The organism is Leptolyngbya sp. Heron Island J, from assembly GCF_000482245.1.
Lineage (GTDB): Bacteria > Cyanobacteriota > Cyanobacteriia > Phormidesmidales > Phormidesmidaceae > Leptothoe.
Window position 1 is genome coordinate 1 of sequence record NZ_AWNH01000052.1, and the last position, 16,696, is coordinate 16,696.

The 16,696-nt window shown below is 47.7% G+C and carries 11 protein-coding genes; 8 read left to right on the forward strand and 3 right to left on the reverse strand.

The window, feature by feature from the left end; genetic code table 11:
* Positions 1-130: 130 nt before the first annotated feature.
* Both N836_RS74650 and N836_RS73405 read right to left on the reverse strand, forming a co-directional pair.
* The gene (locus N836_RS74650; protein ID WP_081716879.1) at positions 131-706 is read right to left on the reverse strand and encodes a pentapeptide repeat-containing protein; all 576 of its coding nucleotides are present in this window, start codon (positions 704-706) and stop codon (positions 131-133) included.
* Positions 700-3,045, reverse strand: coding sequence for a pentapeptide repeat-containing protein (locus tag N836_RS73405; RefSeq protein WP_023073271.1), 2,346 nt, complete (start codon positions 3,043-3,045; stop codon positions 700-702). Before N836_RS73405 ends, N836_RS74650 begins: the two co-directional genes overlap by 7 nt.
* Positions 3,046-3,179: 134 nt before the next feature.
* Here N836_RS73405 and N836_RS54450 point away from each other — a divergent pair, with 134 nt between their 5' ends.
* On the forward strand, positions 3,180-4,427 hold the full coding sequence (locus N836_RS54450) for an ISL3 family transposase (RefSeq protein ID WP_023073272.1): 1,248 nt from the start codon (positions 3,180-3,182) through the stop codon (positions 4,425-4,427).
* Positions 4,428-4,433: 6 nt separating this feature from the next.
* On the opposite strand, the gene N836_RS54455 is transcribed toward N836_RS54450, so the two are convergent.
* Positions 4,434-4,868, reverse strand: a complete 435-nt coding sequence (locus tag N836_RS54455) for a hypothetical protein (protein ID WP_023073273.1) — start codon at positions 4,866-4,868, stop codon at positions 4,434-4,436.
* 801 nt (positions 4,869-5,669) lie between these two features.
* Between N836_RS54455 and N836_RS54460 the strand changes: the two genes are divergently transcribed.
* The 7 genes from N836_RS54460 to N836_RS54490 all read left to right on the forward strand — a co-directional run.
* On the forward strand, positions 5,670-8,375 hold the full coding sequence (locus N836_RS54460) for a TIGR02921 family PEP-CTERM protein (RefSeq protein ID WP_023073274.1): 2,706 nt from the start codon (positions 5,670-5,672) through the stop codon (positions 8,373-8,375).
* 125 nt (positions 8,376-8,500) lie between these two features.
* A complete protein-coding gene (locus N836_RS54465; RefSeq protein WP_152532150.1) occupies positions 8,501-8,764 on the forward strand; it encodes a hypothetical protein in 264 nt (87 codons plus the stop codon).
* A 143-nt stretch (positions 8,765-8,907) separates the two neighbouring features.
* A complete protein-coding gene (locus N836_RS54470) occupies positions 8,908-9,102 on the forward strand; it encodes a 4-oxalocrotonate tautomerase (RefSeq protein WP_023073276.1) in 195 nt (64 codons plus the stop codon).
* 230 nt (positions 9,103-9,332) lie between these two features.
* Positions 9,333-11,474, forward strand: a complete 2,142-nt coding sequence (gene glyS, locus N836_RS54475) for a glycine--tRNA ligase subunit beta (protein ID WP_023073277.1) — start codon at positions 9,333-9,335, stop codon at positions 11,472-11,474.
* A gap of 257 nt (positions 11,475-11,731) precedes the next feature.
* Positions 11,732-13,111 (forward strand): UDP-N-acetylmuramoyl-L-alanine--D-glutamate ligase, encoded by a 1,380-nt coding sequence (gene murD, locus N836_RS54480; protein WP_023073278.1) that lies wholly within the window; start codon positions 11,732-11,734, stop codon positions 13,109-13,111.
* Positions 13,112-14,070: 959 nt separating this feature from the next.
* Positions 14,071-15,840, forward strand: coding sequence for a hypothetical protein (locus tag N836_RS54485; protein ID WP_023073279.1), 1,770 nt, complete (start codon positions 14,071-14,073; stop codon positions 15,838-15,840).
* A gap of 64 nt (positions 15,841-15,904) precedes the next feature.
* The coding region (locus N836_RS54490) for a transposase family protein (RefSeq protein WP_023073280.1) at positions 15,905-16,696 on the forward strand (792 nt) is incomplete at its 3' end.

Below are 16,696 nucleotides of genomic sequence, written 5' to 3' on the forward strand. Positions count from 1 at the left end.
CAGGTCTCGATAGGACTCGCAGTAGTCATCGATAAATTTGACGGTAGGTTGAGCAGCTCGGGGTGTCACCATGAGTACGGTTTGACCAACTTGGGCCGATAGCTACTCCTATTTTATACTGCTAGAGTCATTAAAGAGCGCTAGAGAGGTTTACTCTAGACAGATTCGCGCTTGAAAAGCTAACATTATTGAGAATAGCCTCGGAAAGATTAGCTCTAGATAACATAGCCCTAGAGAGTGTGGCGTTATCTAGGCTCGCATTTACGAGAATAGCACTAAAGAGTGTGGCTCTAGAGAGGTTGGCACCATCTAGGCTTGCGTTAGAAAGAATAGCGCTAGAAAGAATGGCACCGGAGAGATTTGCACTAGAGAGAATAGCATGGGGTAGGTTAGCACCATAAAGGTTGGAATGCGAAAGGTTAGCACTGTAAAGACTGGCACCAGAGAGATTTGCACTTGGAAGGCGAGCTCTAGAGAGATTGACCCTGGAAAGATTGGCACAATAGAGAGTAGCTCTATCAAGTTTGGCATTATCAAGGCTTGAGCTGTTGAGAGTAGCTCTATCGAGGTTAGTGCTTCTGAGAGTAGCTCCAGAAAGAGTAGCTCCAGAAAGAGTAGCTCCAGAAAGAGTAGCTCCAGAAAGAGTCGCCCTGTCAAGATTTGCAGCACTAAGATTGGCCGTGTTGAGATTGGCACTATCTAGAATGGCGCTCTCGAATCAGCCTTAACAAGGTTGGCTCTGGAGAGGTTTGCACTTAACAGATTTGTACTCGAGAGATTCGCAGTCGAGAGATTAGCCTTATCAAGATTGGCTCTGGAGAGGTTAGCGTTGGAGAGGTTAGCGTTCGTGAGATTGGCGTTCGTAAGGTTAGCATTGGTGAGATTGGCGTTGGAGAGGTTAGCGTTCGAGAGATTGGCGTTCGTAAGATTGGCGTTCGTGAGATTGGCGTTCGTAAGGTTAGCATTGGTGAGATTGGCATTGGCTAAATGAGGTCCGACGATTTTGGAGAATGTACCAACATCTAGAGAGTCTGAGTAATGGATGATTTTGAGGAGCTGGTTACCATCAAACTGCTCTATCTCTGACTCTTCACAAGGATGAAAGCAAAAGGCATTGTTGGGATTATCTGCAGGAAATTTTGAAGAGCTTTCGGCTTGAGCAATGGCATGAAGCTTGAATAGTATAATTAAAATATTCAGCCCAGCCGAGACATTGATTTGCTTGAGCCCAATAGGAATATTTTGTCCTTTTAGTTGTAGGAGCTTTTTCTGTGGAGAATTTTCTGTAGGAGCCTGATTGAGAAAACTATCCTCATACCATTGTTTATAAAAGGTATAGAGGCGATTAAAGACTCTGCTTTGATCAAGGTTGTTATCTTCTAAAAGCTCAAACAGATATTCGATGATCTCTGTACTGAGACCGTCAAAGCCTAATAGATCATAAATTTGAGCATGAACAGTTTGATCATCTAGTCGATCTCGTTTTCTACGATCTACCTCTATCCAGTCTTTTACCGTTGATATTAACCGTTCTGCAAATAGGTATTCACTAAAACTTTTATGAGCAAACTCTACTGCTCCTCTTTTATCATCTTCTCCAGGCCGCAGATAAAAGGTAGTCAATAGGTTGTTCAATACCTTATCTTCTGTTTGTCTAGTATTTTTTTGAGCGGCCTGGAGTAAACTAGCTACTGGATTCGAAGTATCTCGGAAGCGTGCTTTTAACATTGTTAATTGAGCAGTTTCATTTCCTGACTGAATCACACACAAGGCAGCTTCTTGTAAAATCTCCCGCAAGTCCTCTGCATCATCCAAGCCAGATAATCGTAAGTTTTCATCTTGACGTTGTTTTTCTAAAACCCATTTTACTGATTCTTGATATATTCGAAGTTTTGATCGACTTTCTTGTTTGGCAGTCACGAACATATTACTAGTCAATTGCCCTTCACGATGTAAGCGTGCTAGTAAATAAATCAAAAGAGGCTCTCGAGCGAGTTTATTAGCAATTTCTTTGGGACATGCTTGTAAAAACTTTTGAAACCGGTTTACTTCCACGTCACCAAAAAATGACCGCCATCGATTCATCCATTGTTGTCGCATTTCATCATTCATCGGCTCAAGCTTGACTCGCTCGAGATTTTTGTTTTGGGTGATGCGCTGCTCTATACCCTGTAATGCTAATGGTCTGCCTGTGACTAGACACTGATGATGGCTTCGCTCCTGGAAGTCCGATACTTGCTGTAGAAATTCTTGCAATCCTCCGCTGGCGCGTCCCTGGAGTAACAGCTCGTCAAAACCATCTAGAATGATCAAAAACCGGATATTTTTATCCTTAAGCCAACCTTCTGCGCCCACAAATTCAACAGGCTCTAAATCAGGACAGTTTTCCAATGTCTCTGTTAGAGTATTTTCTATTGCCCGTAGGCTACGCAGTTGGATAAACAGTGGAATGTAGGAAAATGCATGGGTTTGGCATATCTCAGCTGCGAACATGCGACAAAAGACTGACTTTCCTCGTCCGGCATCTCCCTCTATAAACATAACTTTATGTGGGCTAGACCGTCCTAAAATCTCTTGTGCCCAATTATGAATATTAATAGGATCTGTATTTTCTTTTCTCTCCCCTGATTGAGTAAGAGGTTGTACATTGAGAGGCACGTATATATCTTGAAACGTTATCAGTGGAGCACTCTCATCAAATACCTGTTCTGTGGGCAACGGCAAAATATTGTTCTTCAGATAAGCCTCAATACTGACGTAGCGATCTTGTTCCTGCTGGCCACCTGTACGATAAAACTCAGCCAAGGGTTCCACATTATCACCTGCTTCAGCGATGGCTTGATATAAATATCGATGGGTACCCCAGCTCACCTGTTCGGTCAGTTTATCTACTACAGTTTTATCTAAACCAGTTTGCTGTAGCTGTTCTGTGAGAGCTTTACCAAACTGTTCAGCCAGTTTTGCCTCCCTAAATCGACTGGTGACAATTTTTAGCTCGCTGGAGGTCAGTTTGTCATTGTCTAATCGGCTAATCTGCTTCTCCAACAGTTTTTTCAGAGAAACCGTTTTTAGTTTTGGCTCTTCCGGAACTGCCGTGGTCGACTACTATATCTAGCGTTACGGATGAGAGAATGACACCTGTGAGATGATTGAGGTGGTCGATTCTGTGGAGGCTGACTATGGATAACTCTATTCGTATCCCTCTTGACCTACCGGACGTACGTGTCCTAGATGTGTCCAAGACTGACCAGGGTGCTTGGCTAATTCGGGTCGAGAGTACCCTGAACGGGACCCAGTGTCATCAATGTGGCCGACAGATCACGCACTGCCATGGCGTTGAATCTGCCATCCGGCTACGTCACCTCCCTCTGTTTGAAACGCCTGTTTTTATTGAATTTTGCCCTAAGCGCTACCGCTGTCCATTCTGCGAGGGGATGCCCACCACCACCCAACAACTGAGTTGGCATGAGTTACGGAGTCCCAACACCAAGCCTTATGAACAGTGGTTACTCCGTATGCTAATCAACTCGACAGTTGCAGACGTCGCTAGAAAGCTGACTATCAGTGAAGAGACCGTCGCGGGTGTCCTGAAGCGTTGGGTTCCCTCCCAGGTGAACTGGGATGAGTTTGACCAGATTGAGGTGGTGGGGATCGATGAGATGGCCCTCAAGCGAGGCCATCGCGACTATATTACCCTGGTCAGCGTGCCCTTAATGCCTAGTGGGGTTGAGATCATTGCTATCCTTGCTGACCGCAAGAAGCAGACCGTAGTCAACTTCTTCAGCTCAATTCCAAGTCGGCTCAAAGGCAGTATTCAGCGAGTGTGCACCGATATGTATCAAGGATTTGTGGCGGCAGCTGAAGAACAGCTACCAGCGGCCAAAATTGTAGTCGACCGTTTCCATGTGACCCAAGCCTATCGTGGCTGCGCTGACACGGTTCGTAAACATGAAGTCAAACGATTGAAACAGGAATTATCAACTGCAGAGTACCAGCAGATTAAGGGAGCGATGTGGCCATTCCGCAAAGCGTCTGACGATCTCAATGACGATGAGCGGGCACTGCTTGAACGTCTGTTCACGTACTCACCGAAGCTGGAGAAAGCCTACACCCTGCGAGAGGAATTAACCGAGATCTTTGAGAGAGATTACACGAAGGTGGGTGCGAAGTGTGCTATCCGGGCCTGGTGCAAACGCGTGCGCAAAAGCGGACTCGATGAATTTGAGAGTTTCTTGGGAACTGTGGACACCTGGCTCGACAAAATCACAAACTACTTTCTAGAAGGATGGTCAAGCGGCTTTGTGGAGGGCTTCAATAACCGAGTGAAGGTTCTCAAGCGACGCTGCTATGGCATCTTTGATGTGGATCGGATTTTCCAACGGCTCACACTCGACATCAATGGGTATGAGAGATTTAGCTACACGTAACACCCACTAGATGTAGTGGGTGTTACGGAAATTCCGGAAGACCCTTAGTTTTTCAGTAATTGCGGTATCGGTAATTTGCTCTAATACTGCTTCTAAGCTCTGTAAATACGCGAGCTGTGCCACCAACACCACAGAGCTTTCAAAAGTGGGTTCAGTTTTACTCAGGTTCAGATAGATCCTTAGCAGACCAATACCAACAGACACAAACGGTAACCCTGTAATCACCATCTGAGCATCAGGGTCATTCAGCACCTTAAAAAAGGGTTCTACCTTCTCAAAATAGGGCGCTAGCTGATTCAGGTCAGATTTATGTTCTTCCCACTGTTCACCTAAATCATTGCTAGCACTAACCGCTTCAACACCCTTGTCGGCCAGTTCACCCCACGGAATATCCTTTACATCCGTATTTAGGAACTGCCAAAACCCTTTCAGATTAGTCATCAAAAATTTTTGATTACAGGAACTGCCTAGACCATAGCCAGCTTTTTCTTAGATGGCAAAGGGGGGTAAACAAACTGCAATACGTAACGATATCTGCGTTTACGACGACTTATACCTCAAGATCAACATTTTAGACTAGCCAATGGACACATAAGCCCATGGCCTCGATCCGGCATAGTGCAATGTAAGTACTTGTTAAAGTACGTAGGTTGCTAACCAATCTGGGATCAAATCCTGGCTTGACCAAGCAATTACATCAGGAACTCTACGACGACCTTTCCGTTCCCAGTAGAATTTTGCGGTGTGGGTTTCGGTTACTAACGTAAGCGATCGAAACCCACACCGCCCTCAAAACAGTCTCACACCACAAGATTTCTTTATTTAACGGAAATAATTCCAGGTGCCGCTCACATAGGCTCAGGGATCACCTCACCCCTCTCCTCAGGGTCTACGGTGTATACACATCTAGGGATCTAACCTGAAAAGTATTTCCAGACGCTGTATTTGCCCTCATCCTAAATCCTTCTCCCTGGGGGAGAAGGACTTTGAGGCTACGCGCCTTCTCTATCAGGGAAAAGGGGTTGGGGGATGTAGGACTTTGCTCTTCTCGCAGAGTGGGTCAGAGAGCTCAAACCGTTCTTTGACTTATTATGTGTATACATTAGTAGTCTCCTTCGTTGTTCCCCTCAGGAGATTACCAACGGTATATGAAATTCCCATGAAGTTTCTCCATCTCACTCGTAAACGCCCCTAGTCGGCCTGTGTCACACCACGCAGTCTGCGTTATTCATTACTTCACCTATGAAAACTGCGCTCCACTGGCTCTCCCATGCCATTTTCTGGACCTGGAACATTGCCTTTATTGGCCTGGTTTACTTTTGGCTGTTGCCAGTGGCGGGGCTGCCTATTCTCGAAGCGGCCCGCCTGGGTATGATTCCGCCAGCCTTCGTGGCCAGTATTCTGGGCATGCTGACGGTGCCGTTAATCTGTGCAGTGGTAGGGGGTAAATGGCTGCGTAAACATCCGATTCTGCTGATGCGGCTGTTTTACGGTGTGGAGGTACCGCTGTTTGGCCTCTGTCTGCTGCGACTATTTCTAATTCGGGAAACTACGCCTGCCAGTGCCCATATTCTGCTGACGGTGCTGGCAGCTATTGCCATATTTGCCATTGAAACCCTGGCGGGCTATGCGGCGTATCGACCTCGACTGGCCTGGGTGCAAATGATTGGCCACAGTCTGATGCTGGTCACTGGCCTCTATGCAGGCGCACTATTACTGCTCTATACGGTGCCTGCTTTATGCGTCATGGTCTATGGCACCATCACTGGACTTTTAAATTTCGACTGGGGGGTGTTTCTGCAAGACATCGGTCGGATGTTCAGATATCCTCAGCAGATCATCATTGGTCTTTTCTTTATCGTCCTGTGGGGTTTGAGCGCCGTAGTACTGGTTTCGATGCCCTACGTGATGGTTAATTTCTACCTGCGTTCGTGGCATCGTATCCGCAGAGCGTTCGCTAAACAGCATGGGCATGGTTGGACGACGACGGGCGTTGTTGTTGGGCTTAGCTGTGTGCTATTTGGGCTATTGCAACTCCATCAGCCCCAGGCTAAGGCGTTTAGTTTGCTAGAAGGGCCTGCACCTCAAACGTCGGCTGATCGATTGGCTTTGGTCAAACAATCGGAAACGATTCGCAAGGGGTTAGTCCATGGCTATCTTTTTCGCTATCGCTATCTTGGCACTGCTGAAGAAAGTAATCAGCTCAGGGAGATGTATAAGGCGGTTTTTAATATGCCAGAAGCCGACGCCCAGGTGTTCCAGGATATTCATAATGGCCTACTGTCGCCGTTTTTGTATAAGGGCGATCGCAACGATGATGACAAGGCAGAAACTCTCTACGCCAGCTTTTTTGATACTCCTATCCAAAAGGCAGAACGCGCTACAATTCGTCAGTCGCTGCAGGCTACCGCTAACCGTGACGAAATGCAGGCTGGTGTGCTTAACCTGGACCAAAAGGTGATTCGCCTGGCAGAACAGACAGTGACCGTTGCAGAAAACGGCGACTGGGCGGAGTTAGAAATTTACGAACAGTACGAAAACAAAACGGCAGACCCTCAGGAGATTTTTTATAGCTTCTCTCTGCCAGAGAGTGCCACCATTACCGGTCTGTGGCTAGGAGAAACCCCAGACGGGTTGCGTTTTCCCTTTACGGTATCGCCCCGTGGTGCCGCCCAACAGGTGTATAAAGGTGAAATTGAACGGGCCGAAACTCAACGAGCGGAAGATCCGGCCTTGCTAGAACAGGTTGGTCCCCAACAGTATCGCCTGCGTGTCTTTCCGATTCCTGCCGCTGTCTCAACGAAAGAACCGGGCAAACTCCATCTATGGATGACCTATCAAGTGCCGCAGCAAAACGGTGCCTGGCCGCTGCCCCAGCTGACTGAAAAGCGAAACATTTTCTGGAATGACACCACTGTTCATCAGCGTCGAGGCAAAACTGTTGCCGGATCTGAAGATACCTGGTTTGAGCCGACAATTCAGGCTCAGAAAAAAGCAAAACCAACGACTCACCAAGTTCAGCTGGATGAAGGGTATCAGGTAACGGCTACCCCTGTGGCTCAGACTGCAGTACCCAGTGGCAAAACCATCGCCGCTATCCTGGATACTTCCTACAGTATGGATAATGGGGCCTATGGTGAAGCGCTGCAACAGCTAGAAACAATCCAACCCCAGAACACTGTAGATATTTATCTGGCAACAGCAACAGGCGAGAGTTTATCTCCCAGCAGCGATCTGAATGCCTTTGACCCGGTGGTGCCCTATGGGAGTTTGCAACCGGCTGAGATGCTGCAACAGTTTTCTCAACAGCAGTGGCCTAAACCCTATGATGCAATTTTATTGCTAACCGATGCGGGCAGCTACGAGCTGACCGAAGCAGAGATTGAACTACCGGAACTGTCGGCTCCGCTGTGGCTGGTGCATATGAATAATCAGCTGCCTGCCGCTTATGACGACACCTTATTAGAGGCGATCCAGGCCAGTGGTGGCGGTGTGGCCACAGAGATTACTGCTGTGCTGCAGCGTCTAGATAACAATGTCATTGATGGCTATGAATGGTCCATTACTGCCAATGATGGCACGGCTCAGGCTGATGACTTTGCTCCTGTAGCTGCGCGTCAGATGATTTTGCACCGTAGCCGGACAGCAGATATGACCCAAATAGAAAATTTGGATGCTGTGCACGCTGTGGCTAAACGGACCCAAATTGTGACGCCTTACTCGTCCATGCTGGTGCTGGTTAACGACCGTCAGCGAGAGCTATTGCGCCAGGCTGAAGCAGCGGCTGACCGCTTTGACCGCGAAGTGGAAGATGGTCAGGATGCTCTCAGCGATCCGTCTAATCCACTCAATTCTGTCTCGGTGCCTGAGCCGGGATCTGTGATTGGGATGGCTGCGATCGCAGCTGGTCTGATTTTACTCAAGCGCAAACAATCAACCAGTCGATAAATTCCAGGAACGATCCCCTAGCCTGGTCACGTCTTCAGTATTAATCGCCTGATAGCAGGCACCGGCAGTCCCGTTTGTTGGCTGACCTACAGCCAATCGACATCTACCAATCAGTGGAGTTCCCCATGAGCAGCTTTCCCCTCAATTCAGTCCAAACCTGTCAGTCCAAAACCCTGACCGATGCGATCGCTAAACGACTCAATCAGCTGCCCCTACAAACCCAGCAGCAAGTGTTAGATTTTGTCGAGTTTCTACTGCATCATCACCAAATAGACCAGGCCGTTCAACCCTTTAACAAGGATCTGAAGGAAGATGCAACTGTTTGGGAGGCCTCGACCGATGAGGATTGGTTGGCCCTAGAAGCCCAGCTCGCGGCAGCCAAGCAATAGTTTGTGCTTCTAGGATTTAGCCTGCAAACAGCCGGAACTTAGGCATGTAAGCTCAATTATTGGCAATTGCTTAAACAAGTCAGTAAAAGACCAGCAACCAGGTAGGATTGGGCATTAGCCGATGCTACTGTTGCTTGCTCCCTATGCCTATCATTCGTGTTGAAATTTTGCCCGGTAGAACCGTTGAACAAAAACGAGAGCTGGTAGAGGTGCTGACCCGAGAGACGGCACGCATTGCTGGCTGTAGTGAACAGTCTATCTATGTGGTAATTGAAGATGTGAAAAAGGAAAACTGGGGCGTTGGTGGAGAATTGTGTTCAGATAAGTTTCCTGATTGATAACAGCGCCGGGGTTCGACTCCGCTCACCCCTCGACTCCGCTCACTCTTCAATTCTGAATAAGTAACTGGTTGAGCAAAGCCAAACCCAGCGTAGCCGCCGTTGACTCAGCCTAGCCGATGGTGATTGAGCCTAGCCGCCGTTGACTCAGCCTAGCCGAAGTCAACGTTCCACCGATCCTTATTCCTGCCATAATACTAAGGTTTTGACCCAACCTTTTTAGCGCACCCATGGCGACCTTCTTACTTGAAGTCGGTACCGAAGACCTCCCAGCTAGTTTTGTGAGCGATGCCCTGCAGCAGTGGAAAGTAACCATTCCAGCGGCTCTAAAGGAACAGCTGCTCACACCAGAGACCATTGAGTGCTATGGCACTCCCCGACGATTGGCCCTGGTGCTCAACGGTATCCCGGAGCGACAGCCGGACCGTGAGGAAGAAGCGAAAGGTCCGTCGGTAAAAGCAGCGTTTAAGGAGGGTAAGCCGACCAAGGCGGCTGAAGGGTTTGCGCGCTCCCGTGGGGTGAGTATTGATGATTTTGAAATTCGTGAAACAAAGAAGGGTGAGTTTGTCTTTGTTACCCAAAAAATTGCGGGTCGAGCGGCGACTGAAATTCTGACTGAGCTGATTCCTCAGTGGATTCTGGGGTTAGACGGCAAGCGCTTTATGCGCTGGGGAGATGGTGATCTGAGGTTTCCTCGTCCGGTGCGCTGGCTGGTGACGCTGATGGATGAACAGGTGCTGCCCATCACGTTAGAAAATGGGTCTGAGGTGTGTCAGAGCGATCGCATTTCCCAGGGACACCGGGTGCTGCACCCGGAACCGATCACCCTCAAACGTGCTACGGGCTATGTTGAGGCCATGCGCTCTATCTATGTGGATGTGGACCCTGAAGAACGCCGTCAAAAAATTATTGCTCAGGTGGAACAGGCGGCCCAGTCGGTCAATGGCGATGCTATTGTTAACCCAGACTTGCTGGATGAGGTGATCAACTTGGTGGAATGGCCCACGGCTGTGGTGGGTAAATACGACGAAGAGTTTTTAGAACTGCCGTCTGAAGTGGCCATTACTGAAATGGAAAGCCATCAGCGCTATTTCCCGCTCAAGTCCGGTGATAGCCTGCTGCCTAATTTTATTACTATTTCTAACGGCGACCCGACTAAGTCCGACATCATTGCCGAGGGTAACGCTCGTGTGATTCGGGCTCGCCTGTCGGACGGGATGTTTTTCTTTAATGCGGACCGAGCCCAGCCCTTGGCAGACTATCTGGCTAAGCTAGAAATGGTGACCTTTGAAGAGCGCTTGGGGTCAGTACGACAAAAGGTGGATCGGATTGTGGCGGTGACAGGTGCGATCGCAGCTCAGCTGCACCTGGATGCGACCCAAACCGAGCTGGCCAACCGGGCAGCGCTGCTGTGCAAAGCCGACTTGGTGACCCAAATGGTGGGGGAATTTCCAGAGCTGCAGGGCATCATGGGCGAAAAGTATGCTCGCCATAGCCAGGAGCCTGAAGCGGTGGCTACGGCAATCTCTGAGCATTATCTGCCCAAAGGGGCAGGGGATAGTGTGCCCCCGTCACTAACGGGTCAGGTAGTGGGCCTTGCCGACCGCATTGACACCCTGGTGAGCATTTTTAGCCTGGGTATGAAACCCACTGGTTCCTCTGACCCCTTTGCTTTGCGCCGTGCCGCCAATGCTGTGGTCCATATTATCTGGGCCGGTGAACTCAACCTGAACTTGAGTGCTTTACTCAAAGAGGTGATTGCCAGCTTTGCGGCTGACCGTGAGGGGGTCAATGGCGATGAACTACACCACGAGCTACAAGACTTTTTTGCCCAGCGGGTACACACTTTGCTCCAGGATGATGAAGCGATTGATTATGACCTGGTGAATGCGGTTGTAGGGGATGGGGACCTGGACTATCGCCAGCGCATGCTCAGCGGTTTGCTGGATGCTCGCGATCGCGCCCGATTTTTGCAGGGCATCCGTACCGATGGCACCCTGGCCAGCGTTTACGAAACTGTTAACCGGGCCTCTAAGCTGGCCACTAAAGGTAACCTGGATACCGCTACCCTGGACCCAGCTGGCGTTGTCGCCCCCGATTTGTTTCAGTCCCCGGCTGAGACGGCCTTTTACGAGAGTTTGCAGCAGCTGGTGCCCCAAACTGAAGCAGCCCAGGCAGAACGCAATTATCAACAGCTCATTGCTGGTCTCAAACAAGCTGCTCCGGTAGTGGCTGAATTTTTTGATGGTCCCAATAGCGTATTGGTAATGGACGACGATGCTGCTATTCGTCAAAATCGGCTAAGCCTGCTGGGGCTACTGCGCAATCATGCTAGGGTGCTGGCGGACTTTGGCGCGATTGTTAAGGGATAGGCTGCAGCGCCAAACCGGATGAAGTAGATACCAGGGACCGACTAGTGAGTCAGCGCCCGTAATTTTATCTACCTCGATCTGTTTCATCCGTGCTGGGGGCACATATCCTAGTGAAAGAAGGCAACGTTTAACCGCGACGATTTAGCTGATTAGAGCAGGGTTACAAGTTTTCTTAAGCCCCTAATTTTCACTGCCCACTGCCCACGCCCCCGTCTAATCTGCTACATTTACTGACTTGAGGTAGCAGGGAATCAACCATGGAATCAGCCAAGCTAGGTCAGTCCGAATTGCAGCCCACTGCCTATGTCATCGGCCTAGGATTATCTGGCGTGGCAGCCGCTCGGTTATTGAAGAAAGAAGGTTGGCGGGTAGTGGTGAGCGATCGCAACAGCGGCGAACGCCAGGTTGCCCAGCAACAAACACTGACAGCAGAGGGAATTGACGTTCAGCTCGGTCACAATTTCTCAGCAGATGACCCCATGGATCTGGTGGTGGTGAGTCCCGGTGTCCCCTGGGATTTACCCAGTTTGGTACAGGCCAGGGAAAATGGCATTAGCACCATCGGTGAAATGGAACTGGCCTGGCGAGCTTTGAGCCATTTGCCCTGGCTGGGCATCACCGGCACTAATGGTAAAACCACCACCACTGAACTAGTCGCTGCTATCTTTAAGTCGGCTCAGCTCAATGCCCCCGCCTGTGGCAACATTGGCTATGCGGCCTGTCAGGTTGCCTTAGATCCTGAGCCCGACTGGGTGCTGGCAGAACTCAGCAGCTATCAAATTGAAGCCGCCATTGGTCCTAAACCTAAAATTGGGGTGTGGACCACGTTCACCCCGGATCATCTCAATCGTCATAAAACCATTGAAAATTACTATGCTATTAAGGCGTCTTTGCTGGAGCGTAGTGAAAAGCGAGTGTTGAATGGTGATGATCCTTATCTCCGTGAGACTCTGGCCAACCGTTGGGAAAATAGCTACTGGACCAGCATAGACGGCCCCAATGCCATTACGCCCTTAGTGCCTAGCACTTACATTGATCAACAAGGCTGGGTGGTATACCAAGGAGAGAGAATCCTGGCGGTGGACAGCCTCAAAATGGTAGGGCGTCACAATCTGCAAAATCTGCTGATGGCGGTGACTGCAGCTAAGCTAGCGGAGATTCCGAATGCTGCGATCGCAGCTGCAATTGAAAACTTTTCCGGTGTAGCCCATCGGTTAGAGTATGTCACCACCTGGGAAGGCGTTGACTTTATCAATGATAGTAAAGCGACCAACTACGATGCGGCAGAAGTTGGCCTCAGCTCCGTCAACAGCCCTGTGATTCTCATTGCCGGTGGAGCCCCTAAAGAAGGTGATGACAATACCTGGTTAGACCGCATCCAAGAAAAAGCTGTTCAGGTCTTACTGATTGGTGAGGCCGCCGACCAGTTTAGTCAGCGTTTGATCGATGTCGGCTACGGTCGCTTTGAAGATGTTGGCACGATGGAAAACGCTGTTCAGCGCAGCAAAGAGATTGCCCTGGGGTTTAGGGCAAAAGTTGTTTTACTCTCTCCCGCCTGCGCTAGCTTTGACCAATATGCCAACTTTGAGGCTCGCGGGGATGACTTTAAAAATCAATGCGAGAGATTTTTGAAATAAGAACGGTGAAGTGCTTGTGCGAGTTCTCAAATTTAGATTTTGAGTATTTAGCGCATCATCTCCCTATAGCTCTCAGAATATGACTTCATAAACTGCAGAAAAGCCTACACAATATTGCTTATCCAGTGAACATCAAAAAAATGTCATCCACAATGTGGATGACGAGACACGGACTTCTGAATGTCAAAAATAATAGAAAGCCTGATTATCTTCAGCATCAGAGTCATAGGTTACGCAACTGTAAGCTAAGCAATGGAACGAGGAGCAAAGACCCTAGAGCAGCAAGACCCCTAGAAGAATCGATAAAATAATAGCGATTGGCCAAGGCAAGGGTCCTCCTTCCTCTGAAACATGACGTTGCCAGTTGCAATGTAGGCAAATAAAATGGTTGTCATTTTGAACAACGATTTGATGATGCCCACACCGTGGACATTCAAGATGATGCGGATGTAATGGATGCGCAGGATCTAATTGGTGAACCATAGTAGATGTCCTCTTCGAAAGAGGGCAAACAACATCGACTCAATCCAAAACATGTGAGTCGTTACAGGGCTATATTTTTACGTCAGAGAGTTCTCACACCCACTATTAGGACACGCATTGTCAGGTATGATATTCAGTACATTTGGGGTATTCCTCCAATTGCGAAACAAAATCGGGGAAATCTGCGTTTGAGCCCGTTGGTTTCCCTGAAATTATTTTGCAGTAGCTTACATATTCAGCAAAGACTGTCAATGGATATGGTGAGCTAGTAAATATGCACAAGTAGTGGACTAATGCAACCACTACTTAAGTATAGTTTTATACATACTTACCTGTTTACCCCTATAATTGTGTTCTAGGAAACTAAAGGTGGTTTAAGTTTGTGGGAATTTAGCGCCTAGAGAATTTTGGCTATCAAGGGATATAGAGCCAGAATTTCTTGGTTTCTTTACGAAGTTGGTTCCCTCCCGTAGCTTATGCCTGATTCAGACAGTTGGCGCATTTATCATTTGTATTACTACCTATGTGGCTCATTGGCTATGACCCGTAGGGTTGACCATCAGCCTAATGCTCAAGGAATTGAGAAACGTCTTGGAAAATCTGGATTTCGCAAAGTTGTTAAAGCCCTGTTTAGTCAGGATAGAGTATGGGAGGGTACTTCAGATAGAGCTAGCACGGTAACAACAGGTACTGTTGTGAACATGCTAAGTGAACTTCGCAATAGTCTTAATATTGATTATCAAAACCATCAAGAACCTTACAGTAAGGTATTGACTACCGAAGATATTTTGATTGCTCTGCACAAATTGATTGAGTTAACCCCTGAAGAACGTCAACGACTTGGACTACCCATAGGTGATGGACTAACGCTTTTACAGCAAATGTTACTAACTTTGCAAACCGCAGGCGGCGTCGAAAACTATGAACTAATTTTTCGAGCCTATAAAGAAGCTGTTGGTCTTAACTTTTCCAATACAGGTTTTGTTGCACACAACCTTGACGAAGTAGATGCATTAATAACAGAAACCGTTGAAAGTGCCCTCAGCTACCTACCGGAACGACAATATCGATACACCACAGGAGTACCAAAATCTCTTGGTAAAGATGATACCTGTAGAGAACTCACCTTTAAGGCTCAGCGAGAAATTCGGCGCTTACTGGCTCGTAGCGGTAATACGCAGGCATTTTTACCAGATAACGCTACTGAACATCCTTACATTCGACATTATCTTCAACCAGCTTTTGTCACAAAGTTAGCAGAAACCGTAGTAAACAACGAACGGTTAACCGATCAATTTCCTGTTTATCTTAAACGAGTCACAATGGAAGCCTGTGGTCCGTTACCATTTGCCGATAGAAATTTGGGTGCATTAGAGTTTGATAATGCCTATCCTTTACTATTGAACTCAGATCTCCAAAGGCTAGATAAAAAAACTAATTTTGAATTAGTCAACGGCTTACCCGGTCCCAGTGATTATGAATTGGCGTCCCAAGAAGCCACTAAAATCGTTGTTGAATTCTATATCAAAATACCAACAACTTATGAGTGCACTGTCAGAGAGATATTTGACAAACTAGTAAGCAATGACACCTACGCAAATAAACAATATCAGCGTGTAGATTTTGCCCTGAGTAGCACTGGGATCGGTGGGACATTATCTCATGCAATTAAAGTTATTAACATCGCTTTATTGGAAGATATTCCATGTCTTAAAGCATTTTTTCCAATTGCCCATGACGTTACATCGACTCAATCAATTATTAGAGACAATGTCTCCTCCCCTGTTTGGGCTCACAGTCTCGTCAAACTTTGTCACAAAGATACTGTGGGTAGAGCATTGCAAAATTTTCAAGGTAGTAGCTCATCCTACGATCGCTTTGCGTTTGGTGACCCCATTGGTCACGGTGACTATTGTGGTTTTGATTTTCTTCTGTCCCAAGTACAGGCATCATTACAATCACGGTTACAGGCTATTCGTAATACAGGCATAAGTCCACAAATATATATCAATCAGCTTTGTCAAAGAACAGAGCAGATGCTAGCACTAAAAGAGGCATGGTCATACTTGAAAGGCTATCCATTCTCTTCAATGGCCATGATTGGGACTATTCACCGGTCAATCATAAAATCTATTTTTGGTAAGCGAAAACTGAGTAAAAACGATCCTAATATCTATTTTGATGCCTATCTTGCCATTGCTGAGATATTACTAGACGAGGGGGCCTATAAGGCGAGCTACAAATAGACTTAATCGGAAATAATGATATTCGCTAGAATAGCGGATATTATCGCTACCCAGGTTAGGTCCGATGAAAATGCAGTACGAGACCCTTAAAAATAAGCCTCGTACCCTCCGCAGTTTGACTGGATTGAATCCATCTGAGTTTGAGGGATTATTGCCGAGTTTCGGTATTGCTTGGGACCAGTTTGTATCAGAAACGTTCGAGCGAACCGGTCGCAAGCGAGCCTATGGAGCCGGTCGCAAAGCCCATCTAAAGCTGCTAGAAGATAAGTTACTGTTCATCCTGGTATACTTCCGAATCTACCCCACGCAAGAAGTCCAGGGTTATCTATTCGGCATGAGTCAAGCGCAAGCTAATGAATGGGTGCATCGCCTCACGAGGCTCCTTAATGAGGCATTAGGGAAAGAGCAACAGTTACCCGAAAGACGCCCTGCCAACTTGGAAACCGTCCTGTCATCCTGTCCAAGCTTAGAGTTCATGATTGATGGGACCGACCGTGCGATTAATCGTCCCAAGGATAAAGACAAACAGAAGGATTTTTACAGCGGCAAGCAGAAAACCCATAGTGTCAAAAATCTTGTGATCAATGAGCGCAAAGGTAAAGTGGTTTACTTGAGTAGGACCTATGTCGGCAAGAAGCATGATAAGAAGATAGCCGATGAAGAAGACTACCATTTCCCAGAGGGGAGCACGCTGCTTCAAGACACGGGATTTCAAGGATATCAGCCCGAGGGAGTGACCATTGTGCAACCGAAGAAGAAACCCCGTAATGGAGAGTTAACTGAGGTCGAGAAAGTCATTAATCGGGGCATATCGAGTCTTCGAGTAGAAGTGGAGCATCATATTGGCGGGATCAAA